Source organism: Mycolicibacterium novocastrense, from assembly GCF_001570485.1.
Taxonomy (GTDB): domain Bacteria; phylum Actinomycetota; class Actinomycetes; order Mycobacteriales; family Mycobacteriaceae; genus Mycobacterium; species Mycobacterium novocastrense.
In genome coordinates this window covers 18,364-40,341 of sequence record NZ_BCTA01000019.1, presented here as the reverse complement: position 1 = coordinate 40,341, position 21,978 = coordinate 18,364, and the positions used below count along the sequence as shown (strand labels likewise).

The window sequence follows — 21,978 nt, the reverse complement described above, 5'->3', positions numbered from 1 at the left end:
TTGATTACGCGTGAGCAAATATCGGCGTAGCTTGCTGTAGGTCGGGGCTTTGGAGGACGAAATGAAGCGCTCTGCCCACTCGATGTTGACGATGGCCGTGGTCACCCTGGCGGTGAGCGCTCTCGTGATCGCCCCCGTACGCCCCGCTCCGCCGCCCGAACCGGCGGCCACCGTCCGACTGGTGGCGTCCGTGCAACCCGCGCCGATGGCGATACGAACCGGGCCCTCAGTCCCGGCTCTCGAGCTGCCCGAGTTGCTGATCTGGTGGCTGGAACGAATCGTTGTCCCGCCGAGTGCCGGCGCGTCGTTCCCTGCTCCCGATTTCCCGGACGTCGTCGGCGGCAATTCGATCGACAGCGCGATCAAGAACGTCTACAACGCAATCGAACCGTGGGTGGAATGGGGCTTCGACGTGGCCGCATACGCCGTCGGCTGGATCCCCTACGTCGGCTGGCTCGCCCCGCAGATCGAGATCTTCTACAACTTCGGCGAACGCATCGTTCGCAGCATCACGTTCAACATCGCCGACTGGCTCGGCGGGAACATCAGCTTCTGGGATGGGCTGGTCCGCGTTGCGGTCGACACCATCAATTCGTTCATTTTCCTCGCCAACGACCAGCTGGCCTTCTGGCTCCCGCCCCTCCCGCCGATCCCGCCCATCGGCCCGTTCGCGGCCGAGGCCGCCGAAGCCGGGATCCAGCTTTCCGCGCTGAACGAATCGACCCTGCGCGCGGAAACAGAGGGCGACCTCGACGACGGCGCCACGGAAGTCGACGAGACGCTCACCCAGCGTCAGGGCATCGTCCAACAGGGCGTCAGCGAATTCGAGGGTGAGGTCGTCGGCGAACTCTCCGATATCGACGGGGCGCAGATCGAACAGGTGCCGGGGACCGAAAAGCTCGAATTCGAGCCGAACGCGGACGGACTCATCGAGGGGGCCGAACGCGAACTCGAACTCGATGATGGGCTCGATGGTGAGAAGGAGTTGACGACCACCACCACGACGGACACCACGGTCACCGTGACAACGGGCGCCGCAACCGTTCAGGCGCAGGGTGAGGTCCGCGCGTCGGCGATCGCCACACCAACCGGCGCATCGAATGAGCAGAAGCCTGACGGGTCGCTTCCCCCGGATCCGGCAAATGACCTCGAGGAGCTGTCACCCCAGGCGCCATCGACGCAGGCGCCGTCCTCGAATGACGCAGGCGACGATCCGAACCCGCAGGCCGATTCGAATCAAGACTCGGCCGGCACGACGTAGCTCAGGTCTTCTTCACGGCCGCCCGCAGCACCGCCGCGGGCGGCAGCGTGCCGAGCACGATGAGCAACAAGGCCGCGTACTCCATCACGCCAGCCCCGCCGAAGATCAGATCGTCTCCCGGCCCACCCAGCGTCATCAGCGCGACCGTCACCAACCAGGTCCACAACGGGAGGGCCGCGATCCGCGGCGACGAGGTCCAGTGCAGCGCGGCCCACACCAGCGCGGCGTTGACCAGGCCGGCGATCAGCGCGCTGATCGGAAACGGGGTGGACCCCAGGCGGAGCGGAAGGAACATGGCCGAAGCGATGGCGCAGAGCACGCCGTCGATGGCCAGCAACGTCAGGACCGCCACGCTTCGAGGCGTGGTGGCAGAAGTGAGAGAGCTCAGGTCGGGATGCTGTCCAGCATGCCGGTCAGGGAACCGATCACCCACTGCAGGCTGTCGAACCGGTCCTGCCAGTGCTGCAGGTTGGGATCCAGATCTGGGTCCATGTGCCGTCCCTTCGTCGCGCCGCCGACTGCGGGCGAGCTTACTCCTTGCAGGCGCCGCTAATGAAGGTCCAGTCCGGCGAGTAGGTCGATTTCCCATCCTCGAGCATCGCGTTCACCGGCCGTTCCCGCTGCCAGGATGTAGTGCTCAGCCGCGCCGATCGGTAACGCGATGTTGTTGGACAGCGCAAACGAGCGGCCGTCCGGCGCGACGCTGATCTGCGTGGCGTGCGCGCGCATCGCCGCGACCTTGGCACCCAACTGTGCGGGGTCGTCGATCACCGCGTCGATCTCGTCGTCGGGATAGCCGAACGGCACCTCGTCCGCGGTCACCCGGGTCCACTGGGCGGGTGCGTCGTCGATTCCCGCGAGCCCCTCGGCGATCGCGTCCTTGGACACCACCGCCCAGTAGACCTTCGGCACCGTCCACGGTTCACCCGGAAAGTCCGTACCTTCGGCGGCCGCCACGGCGGCCATCGTCACCTCGTGCGTGTGGATGTGGTCGGGATGCCCGTAACCACCCTGCGGGTCGTAGGTGACCACGACGTGCGGGCGCAGTTCGCGGATGACCTCGACCAGCGCGCCGACCGACTCGGCGGGATCGGCGTCGATGAACCTCTGATGGTGGCGCCGCGGAGTGCCCGCCATCCCCGAGTCGCGCCAGCGCCCGGCCCCGCCGAGGTACTCCGGTTCGTCGATGCCCAGGGCGTTCAGGGCCGCGGTCAGCTCGCCGATGCGGTACCCGCCGAGCTGATCGGCCTCGTCCACGGCCAGGTGCGCCCACCGCTCGCCGATCACCTCACCCTCCTCGCCGAGCGTGCACGTCACCACGCGCACCCGCGCACCGCGGGCGACATAGTGGGCGATCGTGGCGCCGGTGGTCAGCGTCTCGTCGTCGGGATGGGCGTGCACGAACAACAGCCGCGCACCGGTGTCAACAGCATCGCGTTCCATTCGCACCAGCTTGCCTGCCGGCTGGCATACATTCACGAGGTGTCCCGGCGCACCGTGGAGTTCGGTTGCGCGATCGTCATCATCGGCCTGCTGGCAGGCGTCGCGGGTGCAGCCACGACGCTGCTGCTACACGGCGTCGAACACCTCACCTACCACTACTCGTTCGGCACCCTGCTGACCGCTGTCGGCGGAAGCAGCGCCATCCGGCGCGCCGCAGGCCCGATGATCGGCGGGGCGCTGGCCGGTTGCGGATGGTGGCTGTTGCGGCGGCACACCGAGATCCCGTCACTGTCCTCGGCGATCAGCGAACCTCGCAGACTGCCCCGTCTGCCGTTGTGCATTGACGCCACACTTCAGGTGGTGCTCGTCGGGTCGGGCGCATCGCTGGGGCGCGAGAGTGCACCCCGCCAAATCGCCGCTGCCCTGGGCGATTTCGGGACCACGCGCCTTGCTCTGACGGCCCGCGATCGCGAGATCCTGCTCTCCTGTGCCGCGGGCGCCGGGCTGGGCGCGGTGTACAGCGTGCCGTTGGGCGGAGCTCTTTTCACCGCGAGCATCCTGCTCAGGACCTGGCATCCGCGCGCGGTCGGGGCGGCGCTGATCACGTCGAGCCTCGCCGTGGCGGTGGCGGCTCCGGTCACCCATCTCGAGCATCCGTTGACGTGGCCCGATTTCGAGTTGTCGCCGCTGTTCGCGTTCCTGGCCGTGGCCATCTCGCCGCTGGCCGCCGCTGTCGGCCTGGCGTTCGACCGCGTCATGACCGCCGCCCGTCCGCGGATCCAGATGCGCTCATGGACGCTGATCCCCGCGATCGCCGGGGCCGGCCTGCTGACGGGCGTGTGTTCGATCTGGTGGCCCGAATTGCCGGGCAACGGCAGAAGCATCCTCACGGTCAGCGTCAACAGCGGGCTCACCCTCGGCGCGGCCGCCATGATCCTGCTACTGAAGCCGCTTCTCACCGCGGTGTTCCTGCGCGCAGGCGCGGTCGGTGGCCTGATCACTCCCGCGTTGGCGACGGGTGCGGCCGCCGGGTCGCTCGTCGCGTTGGCGCTGAATCAGTGGGCGGGCACCGACATCGCCGTCTCGGCCTTGTCGCTGACGTGCGCGGCAGGCGTGCTGGCGATCACCCAGCGGGCGCCGGCCTTCGCGGCGTTGTTCGTGTGGGAGCTCGCACATCCGCCGTACTGGCTCCTGGTGGTGTTCGCGATCGCGGCGTTCGCGTCACACGGCCTGCGCAGGCTGCGAGACAAGCGGCTCGCTGGTTGAGCCGCTACTGCTTGGTCTTCACCCATTGGCCGGCGTCGCCGACGATGCCGACGGGCACCGCCCCGGACAGGCTGACGTTCTGGACACTGGGCCCGGACGCCACGATCGTGGTGTCCTGCAGGATCGGCAGCACCGTCGCCATGTTCCACAGGCGCGGTTCGACGGCCGTGATGACGTCGGCGATGTCTTCGGTGCCGTCGAGCGCGGCGTCGATCTTCGGCTGAATGCTGCGATCACAGATCCCGGTGATGTTGCTGGGCGCCTGGACCAGTTCGTCGGGTTCGGGGTCGGGTTGCGGGCTCGGTGTCGTCGCGGTGGGGGTGGGCCGCGTCGTACCCGGCGTCGGGGTGGCGGCAGCCGTCGTCCTGGGGCCCGGTTGGGCCGTCGCCACCGGCGTCGCCTCCAGCGCCCGGCAGCCATAGCGCGACGCGAGCGAGGTGGCCAGATCCCCGCCCGCCTGATTCCAGCCCACCACCGCGTCGACCCGGTTGTTGGGCAACGCATCGTCGTACAGCACGACTGGGTCGAGTGCTGACACCGATGCCGCGATGCCGACGTTGCGCAGTTGGTCGGCCGCGGTGTTGGCCACGGCCACCGACGTCGGGTCGTTGGCCGCCACCCCGATCACCAACGTCAACGGCTCGCCGTCCTTGGTGATGCGTCCGCGGTCGCCGTCCGGCGGTGGGTTCCCGGGGGTGGGCGGCGCACTGGTCACGACCGGTTCCAGCTCGTACCCCGCGTCGGCCAGCAACCCGAGGGCGTCCTCCTTGGCCATCGCGGGCGGTGCCGTGGGGACGTACCCGGGATCCGACGGCGAGCGCACCTGAGCCTGTGCCAACGTCACCGTGTTGTCGTCACCTGCGCCCACTGCGGCGAGAAGATCGACGTCGAGCAACCCCAGGATCGCCTTGCGCACTTGCGAATCCCGCAGCGCGGGCTGCTGGGCCCGCAGACTCAACCGCATCACGCGCGGCGTCACGATCCGCGCGGTGCGCACATCGGGGATCGCCGAGAGTTGGGCGAACACGGCCGACCCGCCGTGCACCTGGGCGACCTGCGTGTCGCCGTTGCGGATCGAATCGGCCAGCGCCGCCGAGTCACCACCCCGCCGGAACAACACCTGATCGGGCTTCGCCGGAGGCCCCCAATACCGGTCGTTGCGGGCCAGCAGGATCTCGTCGCGCTGGGGATCGATGTTCTCGACGCGGAACTGACCGCCCGTCACCGGCAGGGCCCGCGCCAGGCCCGCGGCGAATCCGCCCGGCACGTCCTTGACGATGTGGGCCGGGAGGATGTCGTTGAACAGCTCGCGCCACGCCGGATACGGCTGAGAGAACGTCACGACCGCGGTCTTGCCGCCTTCGACCGACTGCACGCCGGTGATCAGGTCGTAGCCCGCCGGGTCGACGACCCCGGGCTGGCTGACCATCTGCTGCCACAGATACCAGTAGTCGTCGGCGGCGATGGGAGCGTTGTCGGTCCACGACGCCTCGGGGCGGATCTTGTAGGTGACGGTGAACGGGTCCTGGCTCGTCACCTCTGCCGAGTCCAACAGCGTGGTGTCGAGTTCCCAGCGCGAGCCGGTCGGGGTCTTCGGATCGGCGATGGGCCGGAAGGAACTCGGCAGCACCAGCGAGCTGATCGCCGCGTTCACCGGCGACTGATCCGACAGCAGATGCGGATTGAAACCCGGGCCGATCCAATCGATCGCCATGATGATCTGCGTCGCCTTCAACGGAGGAGGCGGCGGCTGCTGCATTGTGTCGGTGCTCTGCGGCGCGGGCGGCGGGCTGACGGTGCACGCGGCCACAAGTGTCACCATCGCGGACAACGTGGCGATGACGCGTCGGGGGCCGGGCACGACTGACAGGGTATCGGGCAGCGTGGATGCGCCCGCGCGATCGGCGGGCGCCGGTTTCAGCCCCGGGCCTTCGCGCGGGCCTTGGCCCTGGCGCGCAGGCTCGCGTTCAGCTCCACCTTGCGCACGCGGACGACCTCGGGGGTGACCTCGACGCATTCGTCCTCGGCGCAGAACTCCATGGCCTGTTCCAGGGTCAGTTCGAGCGGCCGGGCCAAAGTTTCGATGACGTCGGCCGTCGAGCTGCGCATGTTGGTGAGCTTCTTCTCCCGGGTGACGTTGACGTCGAGATCCTCGGCGCGCGGATTGATGCCGACGACCTGACCTTCATAGGTGTCCTGGCCGGGCTCGACGAAGAACTGGCCGCGGTCGGCGAGCTGGATCATCGCGAACGGCGTGATCTGACCGCTGCGATCGGACACCAGCGAACCGCTGTGCCGGGCGCGGATCTCCCCCGCCCACGGCCGGTAGCCGTCGAAGACGGCGTTGGCGATGCCGGTGCCGCGGGTGATGGTCAAAAAGTCGGTGCGGAAACCGATGAGTCCGCGGCTCGGCACGATGAAGTCCATCCGCACCCAGCCCGCGGCGTGGTTGGTCATGTCCTCCATGCGGCCCTTGCGCGCGGCCATCAGCTGCGTGATCGCGCCGACGAACTCCTCGGGGCAGTCGATGGTCATCGCCTCGTACGGCTCGTGCAGCTTGCCGTCGATGGTGCGGGTGACCACCTGCGGCTTGCCGACGGTCAGCTCGAAACCCTCACGGCGCATCTGCTCGACGAGCACGGCCAGCGCCAGCTCGCCTCGGCCCTGCACCTCCCACGCGTCGGGCCTGCCGATGTCGACGACCTTGATCGACACGTTGCCGACCAGTTCGGAGTCCAGTCGGTTGCGCACCATCCGCGCGGTGAGCTTGTGGCCCGACACCTTGCCCGCCAGCGGTGAGGTGTTGGTGCCGATGGTGACCGAGATGGCCGGCTCGTCGACGCTGATGCGCGGCAGCGCGTGCGCGTGGTCCGGGTCGGCGAGGGTGTCGCCGATCATGATCTCGGGCATGCCGGCGACGGCGACGATGTCACCGGCGATGGCCTCGTCGGTCGGATTACGTTCGACGCCGACGGTGGCCAGCAGTTCGGTGATCTTGGCGTTGGTGACGACGGGTACGCCGTCGACCTCGCGCATCCAGGCGACCTGCTGTCCCTTGCGCAGCTTGCCGTTGTAGATGCGGATCAGCGCCAGGCGCCCCAGGAACGCCGAGGCGTCGAGGTTGGTGACCAGGGCCTGCAGTGGCGCTTCGGGGTCGCCGCTGGGCGGCGGGATGTGCTCCATGAGGACGTCGAACAGCGGGTCGAGGTTGGTGCCGTCCGGGTTCTCGCCGTTGGCGGGCTCGGTGGTGCTGGCGATGCCGGCCCGGCCGGACGCGTACAGCGTCGGCAGACCGAGCGCCTCCTCGGCGGCCTTCTGTGCTTCCTCGTCGAGATCGGACGCCACGTCGAGCAGCAGGTCGTGGCTGTCGGAGACGACCTCGCTGATGCGGGCGTCCGGGCGGTCGGTCTTGTTCACGACGAGGATGACCGGCAGGTGGGCGGCCAGCGCCTTGCGCAGGACGAAGCGGGTCTGCGGCAGCGGCCCCTCGGACGCGTCGACCAGCAGCAGCACACCGTCGACCATGGACAGCCCGCGCTCGACCTCGCCGCCGAAGTCGGCGTGTCCGGGAGTGTCGATCACGTTGATGACGGTCACGCTGCCGTCGGCGTGGTGGCGGTGCACGGCGGTGTTCTTGGCGAGGATCGTGATGCCCTTTTCCCGCTCCAGGTCACCGGAGTCCATGATGCGTTCGGTGGCGTCGTCCCCGCGGTGTGTGAGCGCGCCCGACTGACGCAGCATGGCGTCGACCAGGGTCGTCTTCCCATGGTCGACATGCGCCACGATGGCGACGTTTCTGAAATCAGGCCGCGAATTCACTTCAGAATCATCCCAGTGCGGTCGGCCAATCGCGAAAACGAGAGACGTCCGTCACGTGACGCCCGGCGAGCGGCCGTCAGCGCGCAGTGGGCGCCGGTACCGAAAAGCCCTGCGCAGGGCTGTCTTTCGTCCCTTCTGCCGTTGCGTCGGATGCGCCGTCGCTGCCCTCGGCGCTCTCGCCGTTGAGGTGCCGCACGGCCACCGCATGTCCGGCACCGAGCAGCAGCGCCACCGGCCAATCGATCACCTCGATGGCAGCCAACAAACCCAACGCACCGTAGAAGGCGAGCTGATCCGGGCGCGGTACGCCGACCCGACCGATGACAGGAAGCCGGATCGAGAACCGCTCGGCCTCCTCCACCAGCTTCGACACATCGCGGTGCTCAGCTACGAACGACCGTGCCGCATCCCACATCTCGCCCTCCATCGGCGTGAACCACTGACATTCCGATCAAGATTGGTTAGCCTTCCCTTCATGTCTGACTTCGCGCGCTCCATCGGGCCCGGCACCCTGATCGACACCGGCGCCCGCCTGCTGACGCCTCCGCTGCGCGAAATCTACGCGCTGCTCGTGCGCGTCGGGGTGCTCACCATCGACGACTGAGCCTTCTCCAGTACACCCGGCAGCGACTGCACGGCCGCCACCGCCCTGTCGGCCAGACCCGGGGCGACCCTCGGTAACGCGCCCGCGATCGCGGCGGCGCTCGCGGCCTGCGCCCACCCGAACGGTCCGACCGGTGTGCATCCGAAGACCTGGCTGATCCCCGGGGTGCTGATAATCGCGGCCATCGCGGCCAGCGTTCCGACGTTCGTCAGCACCACCAGGCGCCCACGCGAGTCGGTGACCGTCTGGCCCATCTGGGTCAGCACCAGCCCGATCAGGCCCATGGTCGCCGCCCGGCGCGGCGTTCCGGTGAATCGTCCGAACGTCCAGGCCAGCGTTCCACCCGTTGCCGTCGACGCACCCCGGATCCAGATCGCCCGCCACAGCTCGGCCTCGTCCCGCCCGGATATCGCTTCGCCGGTCTGCGGGCTGACGGCCAGCGCGGCGGCGGGCAACGCGTCGGTGAGCATGTTGATGAGCAGGATCTGACGCGCGTTGAGCGCTGGGCGGCCCGTCACCAACGTGGTGAGCAAGGCGAAGCTGAGCTCACCGATGTTGTGGCCCACCAACATCGACACCGCGGACCGCACCCGCTGCCACAACTCGTCGCCCTCGTCGAGCGCGTCGACGAATGCGCCGATGTCACCGCCGAGCAGCATCACGTCGGCCGCCGTTCGCGCCGGGTCGCTTCCTGCCGAGACGACGCCCACCCCGACGGTGGCCGCGCGGATCGCGCCCGCGTCGTTGGCGCCGTCACCGACCATCGCCGTCACCAGGTCGGCGGCCTCCAGCGCCTGGACCACCTGAACCTTGTGTTCGGGCGCCATCCGCGCGAACACGCGGTGGTTGCGTACCGCCTCGATCCGGGCCTCGGTGGTGAGCGACTCCCACTCCGGACCGGTGAGGACCGCGTCCGTGCCGACGGTCAGGCCGAGATCGTTGGCCACCACCGCGGCGGTCACCGGGTGGTCGCCGGTGATCAGGCGGACGCCGATGTCGCGCGACTGCAGCGCCTCCAGCAGCGGACGCGCACCCGGCCGCGGCGTGTCGGCGATCCCGATGGCGCCCAATGGGGTGAGCCCAGAGCCGCACAATTCGGCCAGCAACACCGCGTCGGATGCGGCGGCGGCGGCCTGTTCGGGGGTGAGTTCGCGCTCGCCGACGGCCAGCACCCGAAGACCGGCGGCGGTCATCTCGTCGATCAACGCGCTCAGCTCGTCGCGCGACCCGGCCAGCGCCGCCATCACGGCCTCGGGAGCACCCTTGACCGAGACCCGGTTACCGATCAGCGCGCCCGCGAAGGGCCGATCGGATTGGAACGGCACACGCGCGTCGGTGCCACCGGGGAAGACGTCGCATTCGGCGGCGGCAAGGCGCACGGCGTCGTCGGTGGCGTGGTCGGAGTGCTCGCTGGTGGTCGGGCGCACCGTGTGCACCGCCGCGGCGAGTACCTGCGTCTCCTCGACCCCGGCCAGCGGTCGCACGGATTTCACCTGGAGCCGGTTCTGGCTGAGCGTGCCGGTCTTGTCGAAACACACGACGTCGAGCCGGGCGAATGCCTCGACGGCCCGTGGATTGCGGATCAGTACCGAGGAGTCCGTCAGCTCACGCGCGGCCGCCAGCTGCGCGAGCGTGGCCACCAGCGGCAACCCTTCGGGAACGGCGGCCACCGCGACCGCGACGGCTCCGGATGCCGCGTCCCGCAGCGGGGTGCGGCGAAGCAAACTGAGCAACCCGACGGCCGCGCCGCCGGTGAGGCTCCACGGCAACGCGCGCCCGGTGATGTGCGCGAGTTGGGCCTGCAGACCCACCTGGCGGGTCTTGCGCCCGCTCATCGCGGCCACCCGGTTCATCTGGGTACTGGCACCAACCGCCGTCACGACGGCGGTCACGCGGCCGGCGAGCAGCGTGGTGCCCGCGTAGAGCATGCTGGCCCGCTCGGCGAGGGGGGCGCCGGGCGTGGGCTCGCTGGTCTTGGCGACCGGTAGTGATTCGCCGGTGAGCGCCGATTCGTCGGCCTCGGCGGCATCGGCTGCGATCACGCGGGCATCGGCAGGCACGACCTCACCGGATTTGACGCGGATCAGGTCGCCCGGGAGCAGGGCACCGGCGGGCACGTCCTCGTATCGTTCCTCGGACGTCGAGCCGATGAGCCGCCGCGCCAGCGGATCCTGCACGGCCAACAGCCGATCGAGCACGCGTTCGGCGTGCAGCGACTGTTGTGCGGATATCGCGGTGTTCAGCAGCAGCACACCGGCCACCAACGCCGCATCCAACGGCGATCCCAACAGCGCGCTCGCGGCGGCCCCGGTGGCCAGGAACGGGGTCATCGGATCGGCCAGGTCCTCGCGCATGGCGTCGAGCAGATCGGTGACCTGTCGCCACGCTCGCGTCGCCGCGGTCGCGATCGGTTGTAGCGGTCCGAGCGCAGCGTCGGCGGTCTGGACATCCGACGTTGCGGCGGCGCGCTGCGGGCGCTGCAACAGTCGCCGCACCTCCTCGACGGGCAGCGCGTGCCATTCGTGGCCGGGCTCGGGGTGCGGCAGCGGCTCGCCCAACACACCGTCGCCGATCCGGTAACCGGTCCACAGCGCCGCGAGCGCGGCGAGATTCCCCGCCGCCGGCCCGTTGCCCACCACGTCGGGCATCAGCATCAGTGCACCGAGCACCGACGAACTGGCGGAGGCTTCGACGCCCTTGGCGGCGGCGTGCCGCGCGGCAGGCAGCGCATGCAGCATGCGCCACACACCGGCGAGGTCGGACAGCAGCACGTCGGCCGCCCACGGCGGCGACGCGCCGTTTCGCCACAGCCCGACGGTGACGTCGGCGGCCGCAGCGGCGGGTCCGGAACCCGTCGTCACCAGCATCACCCGCGCGCCGCGGTTCCGTTGCGCCGCAACGGCTTCGGCGAGCGCATCATCGACCGTTCCGGCCGCGGGCAGCAGCTCGTCGAAGCCCTGGCCCAGCGAGCGCAGCCCCTCATCGTCGAGCGACACCACCTGGACGCCGGCCCGGCGTGCCTCGGTGACCACCGCGGCGGCCAGCGGGTCGCGGATGGCGCTGACCAACGCCTCCGCAGCCTCGGTTTCGTCGCCGGCAGCCGCGATACCGGACAGCCGGTGCCAGCCGAGCGCCAACCCGCCGTCGACGAGGGCGGTGCGGGCCGCCTCCCACGCCTCCGCGCGGCGCGCCGGTTCGACACCGCGGACGCGGGTCACGGTCAGCTCCTCGGTGTAGAGCACCCGCGGGTCGATCACCACGGTGTCGATCTGGTCGAGTCGGCGAAGCGCTGCCGGGCGCAGCACCAGGGCTTCGTGACGGGCGGCCAGGCCGCGGCTCAGCGCACACGCGAAAGACTCCTTGACGCTGCGCACCGGCCGCGCCGTCGCCACGATCGCGGTGTCGCCGGCCGCACGGACACTGCGCGCGGCCAAGCCGACAACGGCCGACGCTCCCAATCCGACGGTGGCGGCCCGGTCCGCGTAGCGCTCGCCGACCCCGTGAGCGGGCTCGTCGATGCGGCGCGGGATGTCGCCGGACGCCCCGGCGGATTTGATCGCCTGTTCGGTGAGAGCCGCTTCGAGCCGCCGCCATCTGCTCCGGCCGTTGATCGCCTCGGCGGCCAGCATGGCGCGGGTGATCGCCTGATTGAGCACCGCCGCCGGTGACGCGCTCAGCACAGCGGTTCCGGTGCCGACGACCGCGATCGCCAGGTCGGTCCCGTCGCGGCCGAGATGCCGTTCGATCTGCCCCCGCACCCGCGGCACATGCTCGGCCCAGACCACCGGAACCGACAGCGGCCGGGTGAGCCCGCCGAGCCGTAGCGCGGCTGCCAGCGCGGCCGGCCCCACCCCCGCCGCGGCGACGGCGGCGGCGATGAGCCTGCCCGCCAGCAGTGCGTCGTCGCCGGGAAGCGACGCCGGCGCAGCCCGGGTGTCGGAGCGGACGCCGGCCTCGGCGGCATCGACGATGCGACACAACTGCGCGCCGTCCGGGCCGCCGGGACGCACGGTCACCACGACACGGGAGGTGGCGACGTTCAGGGTCGCGGTGTCGACACCGGGAGCCGACGCGAGTGCGGTCACCACCTCGGCGCCGACGCGCCGGCCGTCGTCGCCGTCGAGCCCGCGCACCTCGATCCAGTGGCTCTCGCCGGCGGAGGTACTGCGACGCGCCGGCCGACCGCCTGCCGCCTCGAGCACGACGGCCGCGGTGGTTCGCAGGACGGCCTCGGCACCGGCCACGCCGGCGGCGGCGACGCCGGCAACGGCCTGAACGGCTCGGATCTGCAGCCCCAGCAGCCCCATATCAGCGCCTTCCTACCGTCTGCCGTTCCGGGCAAAGCTCAACCACACCCGCCGCTTCGGCGCCTCGCGCACCGCGCGGATCTGCGGATACCGCGCTTGCACGGCTTTGCCGAGGAGATCCTGCAGTGTGCGCCCCCGCAGCGTGCATCCCGCACAGGCACCGCCGAAGTCGACCGTGACCACGCCGTCGATCACCGATTCGACAGTGATGCTGCCACCATGCGACCCGGCCACCGGTGCCACCTCGCGGTCGATGATCTGCTCGATCCGGCGGCGCATCTCCTCGGGCGAGATCGGCGCTTCGGCGTCGGGCGAGGCCAACGCCGCGAACAGGGCCGAGCGAACCCGCGGGCCGTCGACCGACCAGGAGCGGTCGTCGCTCAGCAGGGTTTGGACCTCACCGGGCGAAGTCTGCACCCGTTGCAGGGTGCCGTCGGCGACCAGGTCGGCCAACTCGGGGCAATCGGCGCGCACTTCACGACCCGGGGTGATCCATCGCAGCAGACGCGGGTCAGGGGTGGCTTCGGGGTGAAGCTTGGCGGTCGACATGTCAGCCGGTCAGCCAGTTGGCGACGTGGAACGCGATGAACGCGGCCACCCACGCCAGGGCGAACATGTACCCCCAGGCCACCACCGGCCACCTCCACGAGTTCGTCTCACGACGGATGGTGGCAACTGTGGACATGCACAACAACGCGTAGACGAAGAACACCAGCAGCGAGACCGTGGTCGGCGCGGTGAACAGCAGCTCACCCTGGTGTGGCCCGGACGTGTAGACCGCCGTCTGGACCGCGTCGAGAGGGCTCTCCGGATCGCCGGCGGCGAAGATCTGCCCCATGGTCGCGACGAACACCTCGCGTGCGGCCAACGCTCCGATCAACCCGACGCAGATGCGCCAGTCGAAGCCCAGCGGTGCGAACAGCGGCTCGATGAACTTGCCCAGCGCCGCCGCATAGGAGTTCTCGACCACGTGTGCCGCCGCGGCCGAGGCGTCCATGCCCGCGACCTCGCCCGTGCGCGGCGGCAGGTTCAGCAGGAACCACAACAGGATGGATGTGGCGAGGATGATCGTTCCGGCCTTGCGCAGGAAGGCTTTTGCCGAGTCCCACATCGCCAACGCGACCGACTTGGCCGACGGGAAGCGGTAGGGCGGCATCTCCATGTAGAAGGGCAGCATGTCCCCGCCGAGGAGCACCGACTTGAACAGCCACGCGGTGAACATCGCCGACGCGCCGCCCAACAGGTAGAGCCCGAACATGACCAGGCCCTGCACCGAGAGCGGGCCGACGCGAGCCTCGGAGTCGACGAGCAGTCCGATCAACAGGATGTAGACCGGAAGGCGCGCCGAACACGTCATCAGCGGCGCCGCCATCGTGGTGGCGATCCGGTCGCGCGAGGACGGCAGCGTGCGGGTGGCCATGATCCCGGGCACCGCGCACGCCACCGACGACAACATCGCGACGAACGCGCGCCCCTCCAGCCCCGTGGTGGCCATGATGCGGTCGACCAGAAACGCGGCCCTGGCCATGTAACCGATGTTCTCCAACAGCGCTATCAACAAGAACAGCAGCACGATTTGCGGAATGAAGACCAGCACCGCGCCGACGCCGCCGACGATGCCGCCGCTGAAGAGCCCCGACAGCGTGGCGTTGGGGATGCTGTCGCCGACCGCGGGGCCGAGCCAGCCGAAGAACTGTTCGATGAGGTCCTGCAGCGGTGCGGCGAAAGTGAAGATCACCTGAAACAGCAGGAACATGACCGCGACGAACGTCAGCGACCCGAACACCGGATGAAGCAGCACCCGGTCGATGCGTGCGCTGCGGCGGTCGGGTTCGGGCAGGCGGTAGCGTCCGGCCTCCAGAAGCGATGCGATCCAGCTGTTGAACTCCGCGTCGTCACGCGGCGGAGGAACGGGGATGCGCGGCCAACTCTGCGGTGAGGCCAGCAGGGCCCGCAACGGTTCGAAACCTTTACCGCGGCTGCCGATGACACCGACGACCGGTACGCCCAGCGCGGCGGCGAACCGATCGATGTCGAGGTATCCGCCGCGGGCGGCCATCTCGTCGGTCATGGTGAGGATGACCATGGTCGGGCGGTCCAGAGTCAACACCTGCGCCACCAGCGACAGCGACCGTTCGAGAACGGTCACATCGACCACGACGGCCAACGCGTCGGGCGGGGTGACCCCGTCGAGCTTTCCGGCCAGCAGGTCGGCGACCACCTGCTCGTCCGGGCTGACGGGGTGCAGGCTGTAGGCGCCGGGAAGGTCTTCGACGGTGTACTTGTGCACGCCGTGCTCTTCACAGGCGAACCGCCCCGTACCCACGTAACGCGAGACCGTGACGCCGGGATAGTTGCCGGTGCGGGCCCGCAGGCCGGTGAGCTGATTGAAGACGCTCGTCTTACCGGCGTTGGGGCTGCCGACAAGGGCGATGCGGACCTGGTCGGGGTCGGTGGCGACGGAGCCGCCGCCCTGATGACAGGCGGTCGTCATGAGCGTGGTGACTCTTCGGACACCTCGATGTAGGCGGCCTCGTGTCTGCGCAGCGCCGTCTCGTATCCGAGCAGCCGGTACACCGAGGGGTCGCCCAGTGGTGCGGTCCGCAGCTTCGACACGGTGGTTCCGGACCGAAAACCGAGGTGGCGCAAACGCTGTGCCACGTCGGGCGGGGCCTGCGCGCTGAGTGCGATGATCTCAGCCGTTCGGCCCGAGGGCAGGTCGGCCAGGGTGCGCCTGGTCGCTACGGTCATCGCACACTCCGCCTTCAGCTTTGCGCCCGCGAGCAGGCCACCATAAGTTAGCCAATCCTAAACACAAACTCGAGACTTCGCCGTGAAAGTGCTGATCAAGGACCGGTCGTGGTCTCCGAGAACGACGGGTGCACGTTGTAGGCCGGCGGGGTGTCGCCGGGCCCGTCCACGCGGCCGACGACCACTACCGCCACCAATACGAGCAGCGCCGCGACGGCCAACCCGACGACGGATGCCGCCACCACGGTGCCCGCACGGCCCCGGCGCCTGGGTTGCGGGTCGCTGGGGTGCTCGTCGGTCATAGCCGTCGATACTACGGTCGCTTTCGGCGCAGGCGCCTGATCAGGCACGTCGGCGGATGTGCCACGATGGCGACGTCGCGGTGTATCACACCCGTTTGCCGTCGGAAGTGGAGCCAGAGGTCACGTGAAGCCCAGTAAGCTCGCCGACCTCAAACCGAAGAAGAAGTGCTGCCGCAGCAAGCCGCGCTGCAAGCGTTGCCCGGTCGTCGTTCACCAGGTCCGCAAGGCAGAGCGCAACGGCATCCGCGGCAAGGATCTTGTGAAGGTCATGAAGCGGGCACGGCGACGCTGACCGCGCGATCGGAGTTTCAGGGATACGACAGCAGCACCATCACCCGGCCATCGGGTGGCGGGACGGGAAAGCTGCTCTCGTCGAAGCCGTAGTACTCGCGCTGTGTTTCGGTGATCTCGTCGGTCACCCGGCCGTGCGTGTGGATCTCGCGGTCGCGCACGTCCTTCATCACTCCGACGAAGTCGGGCACCGACAGCGACTCGGCCAGCAGCAGCGCTTCCCCGCCGGACGAAAGTTCAACCAGCACACCGGCTCCCGCGAAGTTGTTGCCGCCACGGCCAGCCCCTCGCGGCGCCCAGTAGACCGGCTCACCGGTCACGTCGCCTTCGACCCGCCGGTACTGTCCGACCGCGTCGGCGCTGTCCGCCACGGTCACCACGGGCAACTTGTCGATGGTGCGCAGTTCGTCCCACCACATGTACGCGAGCGGAATCGCGACGATCGCATAGACCATCACGATCAGCATGATCAGCGGCTTCCACGCCATCTCCCAACCGAGCTTGCGCTCCGAAACCCCCTGCGCGGCAGCATGATCCCCAATCTCGCGCCGGCCGATGCGGAAGACGTACCAACTGAGCACTCTCGCCAACGCCATCAGCGCCAACACGCAGAGCCCGACGATGCCCGCGACGCGCCAGTAGAAGGTGCTGTCGCCGTGATTGATCGTCATGAGGACCATGACGGCGGGGATGGGCGCGGTCAGAAGAAGCAACAGTGAATACGACGGATGGCTTGTCAGGTACTGGTATTCGACGCGCCACGCGCGGTTTCCGCCGAACACGGTGACGTCTCCGACGTCGGCGCGCACCATTGGTGTCCACGATCCCTGCTTCACCCGGGGCTTGACCAGGCTGCGAAAGAAGAAGAATCCACAGACCATCGACACGACCAGCGCACCCCAGAACACGCCCGGCATGGCTTCACCGGTGCCCGGCACGCCGAACGCACCGCGGATGTCGATGATCTTGGCGATGAAGAAGGTCAGCGGGATGGCGAAGAAGAATTCGACGAGCCACATCTGCACGAGTTGCGGGATGCGCGAACCGATCCGGTCAAAGGCGAGCACTCCTCGCCAGATGAACCGCAGCACGCGCATGAACGGCAAGAATATTGCGAGCACCGCCCGCCGGTCGGCCGATCGGAAAACCCTGTCCCGTTCGGTCGCGGGCCCTCGCTTCGAACGGTCAACCGCCGAGTTCTCGCCTCAGCGCGGGCAGCCATGCTCGGTCGGCGGGCACCCACGCCAGCTCGTCGAGTTCGCCGACGCCGATCCAGCGCAGGGCGCGGTGGTCGTTGGGGTGCAGGGTCCCGCCGGTCTGCGTGACGCGGTAGGCCCGCAGAACCATGGTGGGTGTGAGTGCGACGTCGTCGCCGATCCGCGCACCGACGTCGACCAGGACGCCCAGCTCCTCGTGCAGTTCGCGGGCCAGTGCAGCTTGGTCGGTCTCACCGGCGGCCACCTTGCCGCCTGGCAGTTCCCACAGCCCCGCCAGTTCTGCGGGCCGGTCGCGCTGCGCGACGAGCAGCGAGGCCTCGTTGATGAGGGCACCGGCGACGACGATCTGGTTCGACATCTGGTTCGACACTGCGGCTGACGGTATACGGTCGAGGACATGGCTGTGTTAACGGACGAACAAGTGGACGCCGCACTGCCCGATCTGCCCGGCTGGGAACGCGCCGACGGCGCCCTGCGCCGCTCGATCAAGTTCCCGGCGTTTCTCGACGGCATCGACGCCGTTCGCCGGGTCGGCGAGCACGCGGAGAACAAGGATCACCATCCCGATATCGATATCCGCTGGCGGACAGTGACTTTCGCGTTGGTGACGCACTCCGAGGGCGGCATCACCGACAAGGATGTCGAAATGGCAAAGGACATCAACGAGATCGTCGGCCAGTAGAGGCGATCCAGGCCAGCGTGGCCAGCGTGGCGACGATGTAGATCAACCCGGCCCACGCCAGATACCACGGTCGCGGGATCACCCAGATCGTGGGCTGCGCGAAGCTCAGCAGCCAGGGGACCCCGATCAGGGTCAGGATGAGCCACCCCCAGCCCAATATCCGTGCGCCCCGCCGGGCGCTCAGCGGCCCGTGCAGCAACCAGATCATCAACGGGATCAGCCACACCCAGTGATGTGTCCACGAGATCGGAGACAGCAGCAGGCCGAACAGCTGCACCACGACGATCCCCCCCAGCCGGTCGGAGGCCCCGCCGATCGCCCGCCACGCCAGGACCGCCAGCACTGCCGTCACCGCGATGCCCGCGACCACCGCGGGCCCGTAACCCGCGTCGTGTCCGAGGATCCGGGATATGCCGCCGCGCCACGACTGGTTGAACGATGTGCCGACAGGACCGACACGGTTGGCGTCACCGAGCAGTTCGGTGAAGTAGCGCCGCGTCTCGTCGCCGACCACCAACGCCGAAAGCCCCACGGTCGCAAGGAAGACCACCGCGGAGAACGCCACCACCCCCCACCGTCGCGCACCCAGGAAGTACAACCCGGAGACCGCGGGCGTCAGCTTCAGCCCGGCCGCGACGCCGATCAGCAGGCCGGACAACCACCACCGCGTGCTGTACACCGCGTACAGGACGCCCAGCACGAGCACCACATTGATCTGCCCGTAGTCGAAGGTGCTGCGGAGCGGTTCGAGCCAGATGCCGACGGCCGTCCACAGCATCGCCACACGCCGATCGCCGGAACCCAGAAGGCGCTGGCTGATGCGCACCACGCCGTAGAGGGCGGCGACGATCCCGAGTTGCCACAACAACGCCACGAGGCCGAACGGCAGCAGGTGAAGCGGATAGAACACCACGGCCGCGAACGGCGGATAGGTGAACGGCAGCGGGAAGTCCGGCGTCTGCTCGGCGTAGACGTAGTCATAGAGTGCGCCGGGTTGGTCCAGGGTGCACGCACCTCCGACGTACACGTGCAGGTCGACGAAGTTCGCACCGTTGGGCACCAGATAGGTCCACGCGAGTCGCGCCGCGATGCTGACCATCAACAGCACCGGCGCCGCAGCGGCCAGTCGGGCGGCCATCCGCGACGTTGACGGGGCTGCGCTTGTCGAGGTGTCTATCCGCCCGACTCTATCGGCCGGTCACCGAAACCCCTCGCTTGCGTAACGGTTGAATCACTGCCACACGTGTCACTTGAGTCACACCAGTAACTCCGTAGCTTCGGCCCAAGGCGTGCCACACAACTGATTGGGAGAACCATGCACAGCACCGGAAAACTGTTCGCGACCACCATGATCGCCGCTGCGGGAGCGGTCTCGGCCGCGCTGGCGCTGAGCGCCACCGCCACCGCCCAGCCTGCGGCGCCGGCGCCCGCGCCCAGCGTGCCGGGCTTGCCGCTCATCCAGCAGTTGGCGTCGAACCCCGCCGCGGCGACGCAGCTCATGCAGGGCTTCACATCGCTGCTGAACACGGCTCAGACCCCGGCCGCCCCCGCCGCGACGCCGCCGTCGGCGACCGCGACGGTCACCCTTCCGCAGCCGCCGTCGTCGCTGCCCGGTATGCCCGCAGCACCGGCGGCACCCGCAGCGACGCCTGCAGCCGCACCGGCCAACCCGGCCAACCTGCTGTCCAACCTGCCGACCGGGCTGGCCTCACTGCTGCCCGAGGGGACGCCGTTGACCGGCCTACTGCCCGCCGCGGCACAGGCGGCCACGCCGTCGGCCGCAGCACCGGCCGCCGCGGCCCCGGCCGCCGCAGCACCGGCCGCTGCGCCGGCACTTCCCGGCGCGGGTATGGCGCCGCTGCTGGTGCCGCTGTCGGCTCTTCCGTGATCCACGGGGCGACGCCGAAACACGCACTGGCAGACACGACCACTACAACCACGTTCTGAGGGAGCCATGTCAGCTCGAAGGATGTTCGCCACCGTCGCCCTTGCGATCGGCTCATCGGCCACGCTGCTCGTCAGCGGCGTGACCGGTGTGGCCGTCGCCGAACCCGCGCCGCCGGCGCCGATCGACGGGCTGCAAGCGCCCGGCCTGACGGCGGTCCAGGGCATCAGCCCGGCGATCCAGCAGGCCGCCGCTGATCCGACGAATGCCGCGTCGACGCTGATGGCCGCGGCCGCGGTGTTCGCCGGTGACGCGGTCGCCCCCACCGAGGCGCGAAATGTCGCGTCGGCGGTCAACCAGTTCGTCGCGCACAACCCCGCGCCCGGTGCGGTGCCGGGTGAGCAGGCGCACCTGCCTGCAGGGATCAACCCGGCTCACGCCGTGGGACCCGTACCCGACGCGGCGCTGGCAGCGGACGCGCCTCCCGCACCGGCGGCCGCTCCCGCTCCGGCACCCGAGGCCGCGCCGGTCGCTGTTGCTGGCGCACCCGCACCCGAGGCCGCCCCGGCACCAGCACCCGCACCGGCTCCCGAGGCCGCCCCGGCGCCAGCACCCGCACCCGAGGCCGCCCCGGCGCCGGGTCCGGCTCCCGCACCGGCTCCTGCCGCCGCGCCCGGTCCCGCCTTCGGCCCGGACGCCCCGCCCACGCAGGACTTCATGTACCCGTCGATCAGCAACGGCTGCCTCGGCGACGGCGGAACCGTGCTCGCCACGGCGATTTCGGTGGCCGGGCCCGCGAAGATCCCGACTCCGGGCCCCGGCCCGGGCCAGACCGCCTACGTGTTCACCGCGGTCGGCACGCCGGGTCCAGCTGCCGAGCAGAAGTTGCCGCTCAACGTCACCTGGGTGAACCTGACCACCGGCAAGTCGGGTAGCGCCACGCTCAAGCCGCGGTCGGATATCAACCCCGAGGGGCCGACCACTCTGACGGCAATCGCCGACACCGGCTCGGGCAGCATCCTGTCGACGATTTTCGGACAGGTCACGACCACTGAGCGGCAGTGCCAGTTCATGCCGACGATCGGCTCGACGGTCGTTCCGTAACCGACCGTCACCACCCCCCCTGCGCGAGTGACCGTGTTTGCCCCGCGACACGCCGCGGCGGCGCGTGCAAACGCGATCGCTCGCCGCAATCAGTGGTCGTCAAACCGACGCTTTGGCTGCTCCGCCCGCCCGCGATCGACCATTGCGTCGGTCTGGAATCAGATCAGTAGGCCATGAAGAGGATCGCGTCCCGGTCGTAATCGCGGCCGGGATGCGACTCGGACAGGTGCGCCTGGGCCTTCTCGACCAGGTCCTCCTCGTCCTTACCGACAATCGCTTCGCCACACGGGCAGTTCAGGTGCGTCTTCATATCCCCACCTTCGCATAGGTCGCCACCGACAGGCCCAAGATATAGCCATGGATCTCTACGACGTCATGCGCACGACGGCCGCAGTGCGCGAGTACACCGGTGACCCGCTGCCCGACGACGTCCTCGAGCGCATTCTCGACAATGCCCGCTTCGCGCCGAGCGGCGGAAACCGCCAGGGCAACCGGGTCGTCGTCGTGCGCGATCCGGCGACGCGCGAGGCGCTGATCGAGTACGCGCGACCCGGGACGAAGCGCTACATCGCGCAGCTGCGCAACGGCGAAAGCCCGTGGAATCCGTTGCATCCCTGCGGGGTTGACGAACAGACCATCGCGGCGGTGAACCTGCCGAACCAGTCACCGCTGCGCACCGCCGAAGTGGTGCTCGTGGTCTGCGTCGATCTGGGCGTCGTGGCCGCGTTCGATCAACACCTCGACCGTGTGGGGCTGATCGCGGGGGCATCGGTGTACCCGTTCGTCTGGAACATCCTGCTGGCCGCCCGCAACGAGGGGTACGGCGGTGTCCTCACGACGGCCGCTGTCGCCGCAGAGCCGCGGGTTCGTGAGCTGCTGGGCATCCCGGACAACTACGCCGTGGCCGCGCTGCTACCGCTCGGCAAGCCGGTCCGTCAACTGACGAAGTTGACCCGCAGGCCCCTCGCCGAGATCGCCACCAGGGAGCGCTTCGACGGCGAGCCCCTCGGCGCATGACCCATGTGGACGTCCGATAACAGTTCGGT

General features: G+C 69.3%; 22 protein-coding genes. 8 read left to right on the top strand and 14 right to left on the bottom strand.

The window, feature by feature from the left end:
• Positions 1-61 precede the first annotated feature (61 nt).
• Positions 62-1,261, top strand: coding sequence for a hypothetical protein (locus tag RMCN_RS05845; RefSeq protein ID WP_131808528.1), 1,200 nt, complete (start codon positions 62-64; stop codon positions 1,259-1,261).
• 1 nt (position 1,262) lies between these two features.
• Here the strand turns inward: RMCN_RS05845 and RMCN_RS05840 are convergent, their stop codons facing one another.
• Together RMCN_RS05840 and mshB are read right to left on the bottom strand one after the other, a co-directional pair.
• Positions 1,263-1,694: a hypothetical protein gene (locus tag RMCN_RS05840; RefSeq protein ID WP_409366037.1), complete on the bottom strand. Its 432-nt coding sequence runs from the start codon at positions 1,692-1,694 to the stop codon at positions 1,263-1,265.
• A 116-nt stretch (positions 1,695-1,810) separates the two neighbouring features.
• Entirely contained in the window at positions 1,811-2,704 is an 894-nt protein-coding gene (gene mshB, locus RMCN_RS05835; protein WP_067387799.1) for an N-acetyl-1-D-myo-inositol-2-amino-2-deoxy-alpha-D-glucopyranoside deacetylase, read from the bottom strand.
• Between the two features lie 39 nt (positions 2,705-2,743).
• Between mshB and RMCN_RS05830 the strand changes: the two genes are divergently transcribed.
• On the top strand, positions 2,744-3,970 hold the full coding sequence (locus tag RMCN_RS05830; protein ID WP_067387798.1) for a chloride channel protein: 1,227 nt from the start codon (positions 2,744-2,746) through the stop codon (positions 3,968-3,970).
• A gap of 4 nt (positions 3,971-3,974) precedes the next feature.
• Here the strand turns inward: RMCN_RS05830 and RMCN_RS05825 are convergent, their stop codons facing one another.
• From RMCN_RS05825 to RMCN_RS05815, 3 genes are all read right to left on the bottom strand, one after another.
• Complete coding sequence (locus RMCN_RS05825) at positions 3,975-5,792, bottom strand: ABC transporter family substrate-binding protein (RefSeq protein ID WP_110765766.1); 1,818 nt, start codon at positions 5,790-5,792, stop codon at positions 3,975-3,977.
• A 95-nt stretch (positions 5,793-5,887) separates the two neighbouring features.
• Positions 5,888-7,789 (bottom strand): translational GTPase TypA, encoded by a 1,902-nt coding sequence (gene typA / locus RMCN_RS05820; RefSeq protein WP_067387797.1) that lies wholly within the window; start codon positions 7,787-7,789, stop codon positions 5,888-5,890.
• A 76-nt stretch (positions 7,790-7,865) separates the two neighbouring features.
• Positions 7,866-8,216, bottom strand: a complete 351-nt coding sequence (locus tag RMCN_RS05815; RefSeq protein ID WP_234787587.1) for a hypothetical protein — start codon at positions 8,214-8,216, stop codon at positions 7,866-7,868.
• 48 nt (positions 8,217-8,264) lie between these two features.
• Here RMCN_RS05815 and RMCN_RS31815 point away from each other — a divergent pair, with 48 nt between their 5' ends.
• The gene (locus RMCN_RS31815; RefSeq protein ID WP_263987710.1) at positions 8,265-8,393 is read left to right on the top strand and encodes an Rv1535 domain-containing protein; all 129 of its coding nucleotides are present in this window, start codon (positions 8,265-8,267) and stop codon (positions 8,391-8,393) included.
• On the opposite strand, the gene RMCN_RS05810 is transcribed toward RMCN_RS31815, so the two are convergent.
• The 5 genes from RMCN_RS05810 to RMCN_RS05790 form a co-directional block, all read right to left on the bottom strand.
• Complete coding sequence (locus tag RMCN_RS05810) at positions 8,348-12,700, bottom strand: cation-translocating P-type ATPase (protein WP_067387796.1); 4,353 nt, start codon at positions 12,698-12,700, stop codon at positions 8,348-8,350. The genes RMCN_RS31815 and RMCN_RS05810 overlap by 46 nt on opposite strands.
• Positions 12,701-12,712: 12 nt before the next feature.
• On the bottom strand, positions 12,713-13,249 hold the full coding sequence (locus tag RMCN_RS05805; protein WP_067387795.1) for a NifU family protein: 537 nt from the start codon (positions 13,247-13,249) through the stop codon (positions 12,713-12,715).
• A 1-nt stretch (position 13,250) separates the two neighbouring features.
• On the bottom strand, positions 13,251-15,194 hold the full coding sequence (gene feoB, locus RMCN_RS05800; RefSeq protein ID WP_067387794.1) for a ferrous iron transporter B: 1,944 nt from the start codon (positions 15,192-15,194) through the stop codon (positions 13,251-13,253).
• Positions 15,191-15,451 (bottom strand): FeoA family protein, encoded by a 261-nt coding sequence (locus tag RMCN_RS05795; protein WP_067387793.1) that lies wholly within the window; start codon positions 15,449-15,451, stop codon positions 15,191-15,193. Before RMCN_RS05795 ends, feoB begins: the two co-directional genes overlap by 4 nt.
• 95 nt (positions 15,452-15,546) lie before the next feature.
• Positions 15,547-15,753 carry a hypothetical protein gene (locus RMCN_RS05790; RefSeq protein ID WP_067387792.1) on the bottom strand — a complete coding sequence of 69 codons (207 nt, stop codon included), beginning with the start codon at positions 15,751-15,753 and terminating at the stop codon, positions 15,547-15,549.
• A gap of 124 nt (positions 15,754-15,877) precedes the next feature.
• Between RMCN_RS05790 and RMCN_RS05785 the strand changes: the two genes are divergently transcribed.
• The gene (locus RMCN_RS05785) at positions 15,878-16,045 is read left to right on the top strand and encodes a hypothetical protein (RefSeq protein WP_110765764.1); all 168 of its coding nucleotides are present in this window, start codon (positions 15,878-15,880) and stop codon (positions 16,043-16,045) included.
• A gap of 16 nt (positions 16,046-16,061) precedes the next feature.
• On the opposite strand, the gene RMCN_RS05780 is transcribed toward RMCN_RS05785, so the two are convergent.
• Together RMCN_RS05780 and RMCN_RS05775 are read right to left on the bottom strand one after the other, a co-directional pair.
• The gene (locus RMCN_RS05780) at positions 16,062-17,141 is read right to left on the bottom strand and encodes a hypothetical protein (protein ID WP_067387825.1); all 1,080 of its coding nucleotides are present in this window, start codon (positions 17,139-17,141) and stop codon (positions 16,062-16,064) included.
• Positions 17,142-17,229: 88 nt separating this feature from the next.
• Positions 17,230-17,619, bottom strand: a complete 390-nt coding sequence (locus tag RMCN_RS05775; RefSeq protein ID WP_064412286.1) for a (deoxy)nucleoside triphosphate pyrophosphohydrolase — start codon at positions 17,617-17,619, stop codon at positions 17,230-17,232.
• A 39-nt stretch (positions 17,620-17,658) separates the two neighbouring features.
• Between RMCN_RS05775 and RMCN_RS05770 the strand changes: the two genes are divergently transcribed.
• Positions 17,659-17,943: a 4a-hydroxytetrahydrobiopterin dehydratase gene (locus tag RMCN_RS05770; RefSeq protein WP_064411886.1), complete on the top strand. Its 285-nt coding sequence runs from the start codon at positions 17,659-17,661 to the stop codon at positions 17,941-17,943.
• Here the strand turns inward: RMCN_RS05770 and RMCN_RS05765 are convergent.
• Positions 17,921-19,081 (bottom strand): mannosyltransferase, encoded by a 1,161-nt coding sequence (locus RMCN_RS05765; protein ID WP_110765763.1) that lies wholly within the window; start codon positions 19,079-19,081, stop codon positions 17,921-17,923. The two genes, RMCN_RS05770 and RMCN_RS05765, sit on opposite strands and share 23 nt — an antisense overlap.
• 177 nt (positions 19,082-19,258) lie before the next feature.
• Between RMCN_RS05765 and RMCN_RS05760 the strand changes: the two genes are divergently transcribed.
• Entirely contained in the window at positions 19,259-19,831 is a 573-nt protein-coding gene (locus RMCN_RS05760; RefSeq protein WP_067387791.1) for a hypothetical protein, read from the top strand.
• A gap of 66 nt (positions 19,832-19,897) precedes the next feature.
• A complete protein-coding gene (locus RMCN_RS05755) occupies positions 19,898-20,932 on the top strand; it encodes an Rv1157c family protein (RefSeq protein ID WP_067387790.1) in 1,035 nt (344 codons plus the stop codon).
• A gap of 163 nt (positions 20,933-21,095) precedes the next feature.
• Here RMCN_RS05755 and RMCN_RS05750 read toward each other — a convergent pair whose 3' ends face one another.
• On the bottom strand, positions 21,096-21,242 hold the full coding sequence (locus RMCN_RS05750) for a DUF1059 domain-containing protein (protein WP_066808023.1): 147 nt from the start codon (positions 21,240-21,242) through the stop codon (positions 21,096-21,098).
• A gap of 47 nt (positions 21,243-21,289) precedes the next feature.
• Here RMCN_RS05750 and RMCN_RS05745 point away from each other — a divergent pair, with 47 nt between their 5' ends.
• Entirely contained in the window at positions 21,290-21,949 is a 660-nt protein-coding gene (locus tag RMCN_RS05745) for a nitroreductase family protein (protein ID WP_067387789.1), read from the top strand.
• The last annotated feature ends 29 nt before the right edge of the window (positions 21,950-21,978 follow it).

Excerpts from the sequence above, each read along its gene's own strand:
- RMCN_RS05745 (WP_067387789.1), top strand. The coding sequence starts at position 21,290 with ATGGATCTCTACGACGTCATGCGCACGACGGCCGCAGTGCGCGAGTAC.
- RMCN_RS05795 (WP_067387793.1), bottom strand. The coding sequence starts at position 15,451 with ATGACCGTAGCGACCAGGCGCACCCTGGCCGACCTGCCCTCGGGCCGA.
- RMCN_RS05765 (WP_110765763.1), bottom strand. The coding sequence starts at position 19,081 with ATGGCCGCCCGACTGGCCGCTGCGGCGCCGGTGCTGTTGATGGTCAGC.
- RMCN_RS05810 (WP_067387796.1), bottom strand. The coding sequence starts at position 12,700 with ATGGGGCTGCTGGGGCTGCAGATCCGAGCCGTTCAGGCCGTTGCCGGC.
- RMCN_RS05790 (WP_067387792.1), bottom strand. The coding sequence starts at position 15,753 with ATGACCGACGAGCACCCCAGCGACCCGCAACCCAGGCGCCGGGGCCGT.
- RMCN_RS05845 (WP_131808528.1), top strand. The coding sequence starts at position 62 with ATGAAGCGCTCTGCCCACTCGATGTTGACGATGGCCGTGGTCACCCTG.
- RMCN_RS05815 (WP_234787587.1), bottom strand. The coding sequence starts at position 8,216 with ATGGAGGGCGAGATGTGGGATGCGGCACGGTCGTTCGTAGCTGAGCAC.
- RMCN_RS31815 (WP_263987710.1), top strand. The coding sequence starts at position 8,265 with ATGTCTGACTTCGCGCGCTCCATCGGGCCCGGCACCCTGATCGACACC.
- RMCN_RS05755 (WP_067387790.1), top strand. The coding sequence starts at position 19,898 with ATGTCAGCTCGAAGGATGTTCGCCACCGTCGCCCTTGCGATCGGCTCA.
- RMCN_RS05760 (WP_067387791.1), top strand. The coding sequence starts at position 19,259 with ATGCACAGCACCGGAAAACTGTTCGCGACCACCATGATCGCCGCTGCG.
- RMCN_RS05770 (WP_064411886.1), top strand. The coding sequence starts at position 17,659 with ATGGCTGTGTTAACGGACGAACAAGTGGACGCCGCACTGCCCGATCTG.
- RMCN_RS05805 (WP_067387795.1), bottom strand. The coding sequence starts at position 13,249 with ATGTCGACCGCCAAGCTTCACCCCGAAGCCACCCCTGACCCGCGTCTG.
- feoB (WP_067387794.1), bottom strand. The coding sequence starts at position 15,194 with ATGACGACCGCCTGTCATCAGGGCGGCGGCTCCGTCGCCACCGACCCC.
- RMCN_RS05750 (WP_066808023.1), bottom strand. The coding sequence starts at position 21,242 with ATGAAGACGCACCTGAACTGCCCGTGTGGCGAAGCGATTGTCGGTAAG.
- mshB (WP_067387799.1), bottom strand. The coding sequence starts at position 2,704 with ATGGAACGCGATGCTGTTGACACCGGTGCGCGGCTGTTGTTCGTGCAC.
- RMCN_RS05775 (WP_064412286.1), bottom strand. The coding sequence starts at position 17,619 with ATGTCGAACCAGATCGTCGTCGCCGGTGCCCTCATCAACGAGGCCTCG.
- RMCN_RS05780 (WP_067387825.1), bottom strand. The coding sequence starts at position 17,141 with ATGCGCGTGCTGCGGTTCATCTGGCGAGGAGTGCTCGCCTTTGACCGG.
- RMCN_RS05825 (WP_110765766.1), bottom strand. The coding sequence starts at position 5,792 with ATGGTGACACTTGTGGCCGCGTGCACCGTCAGCCCGCCGCCCGCGCCG.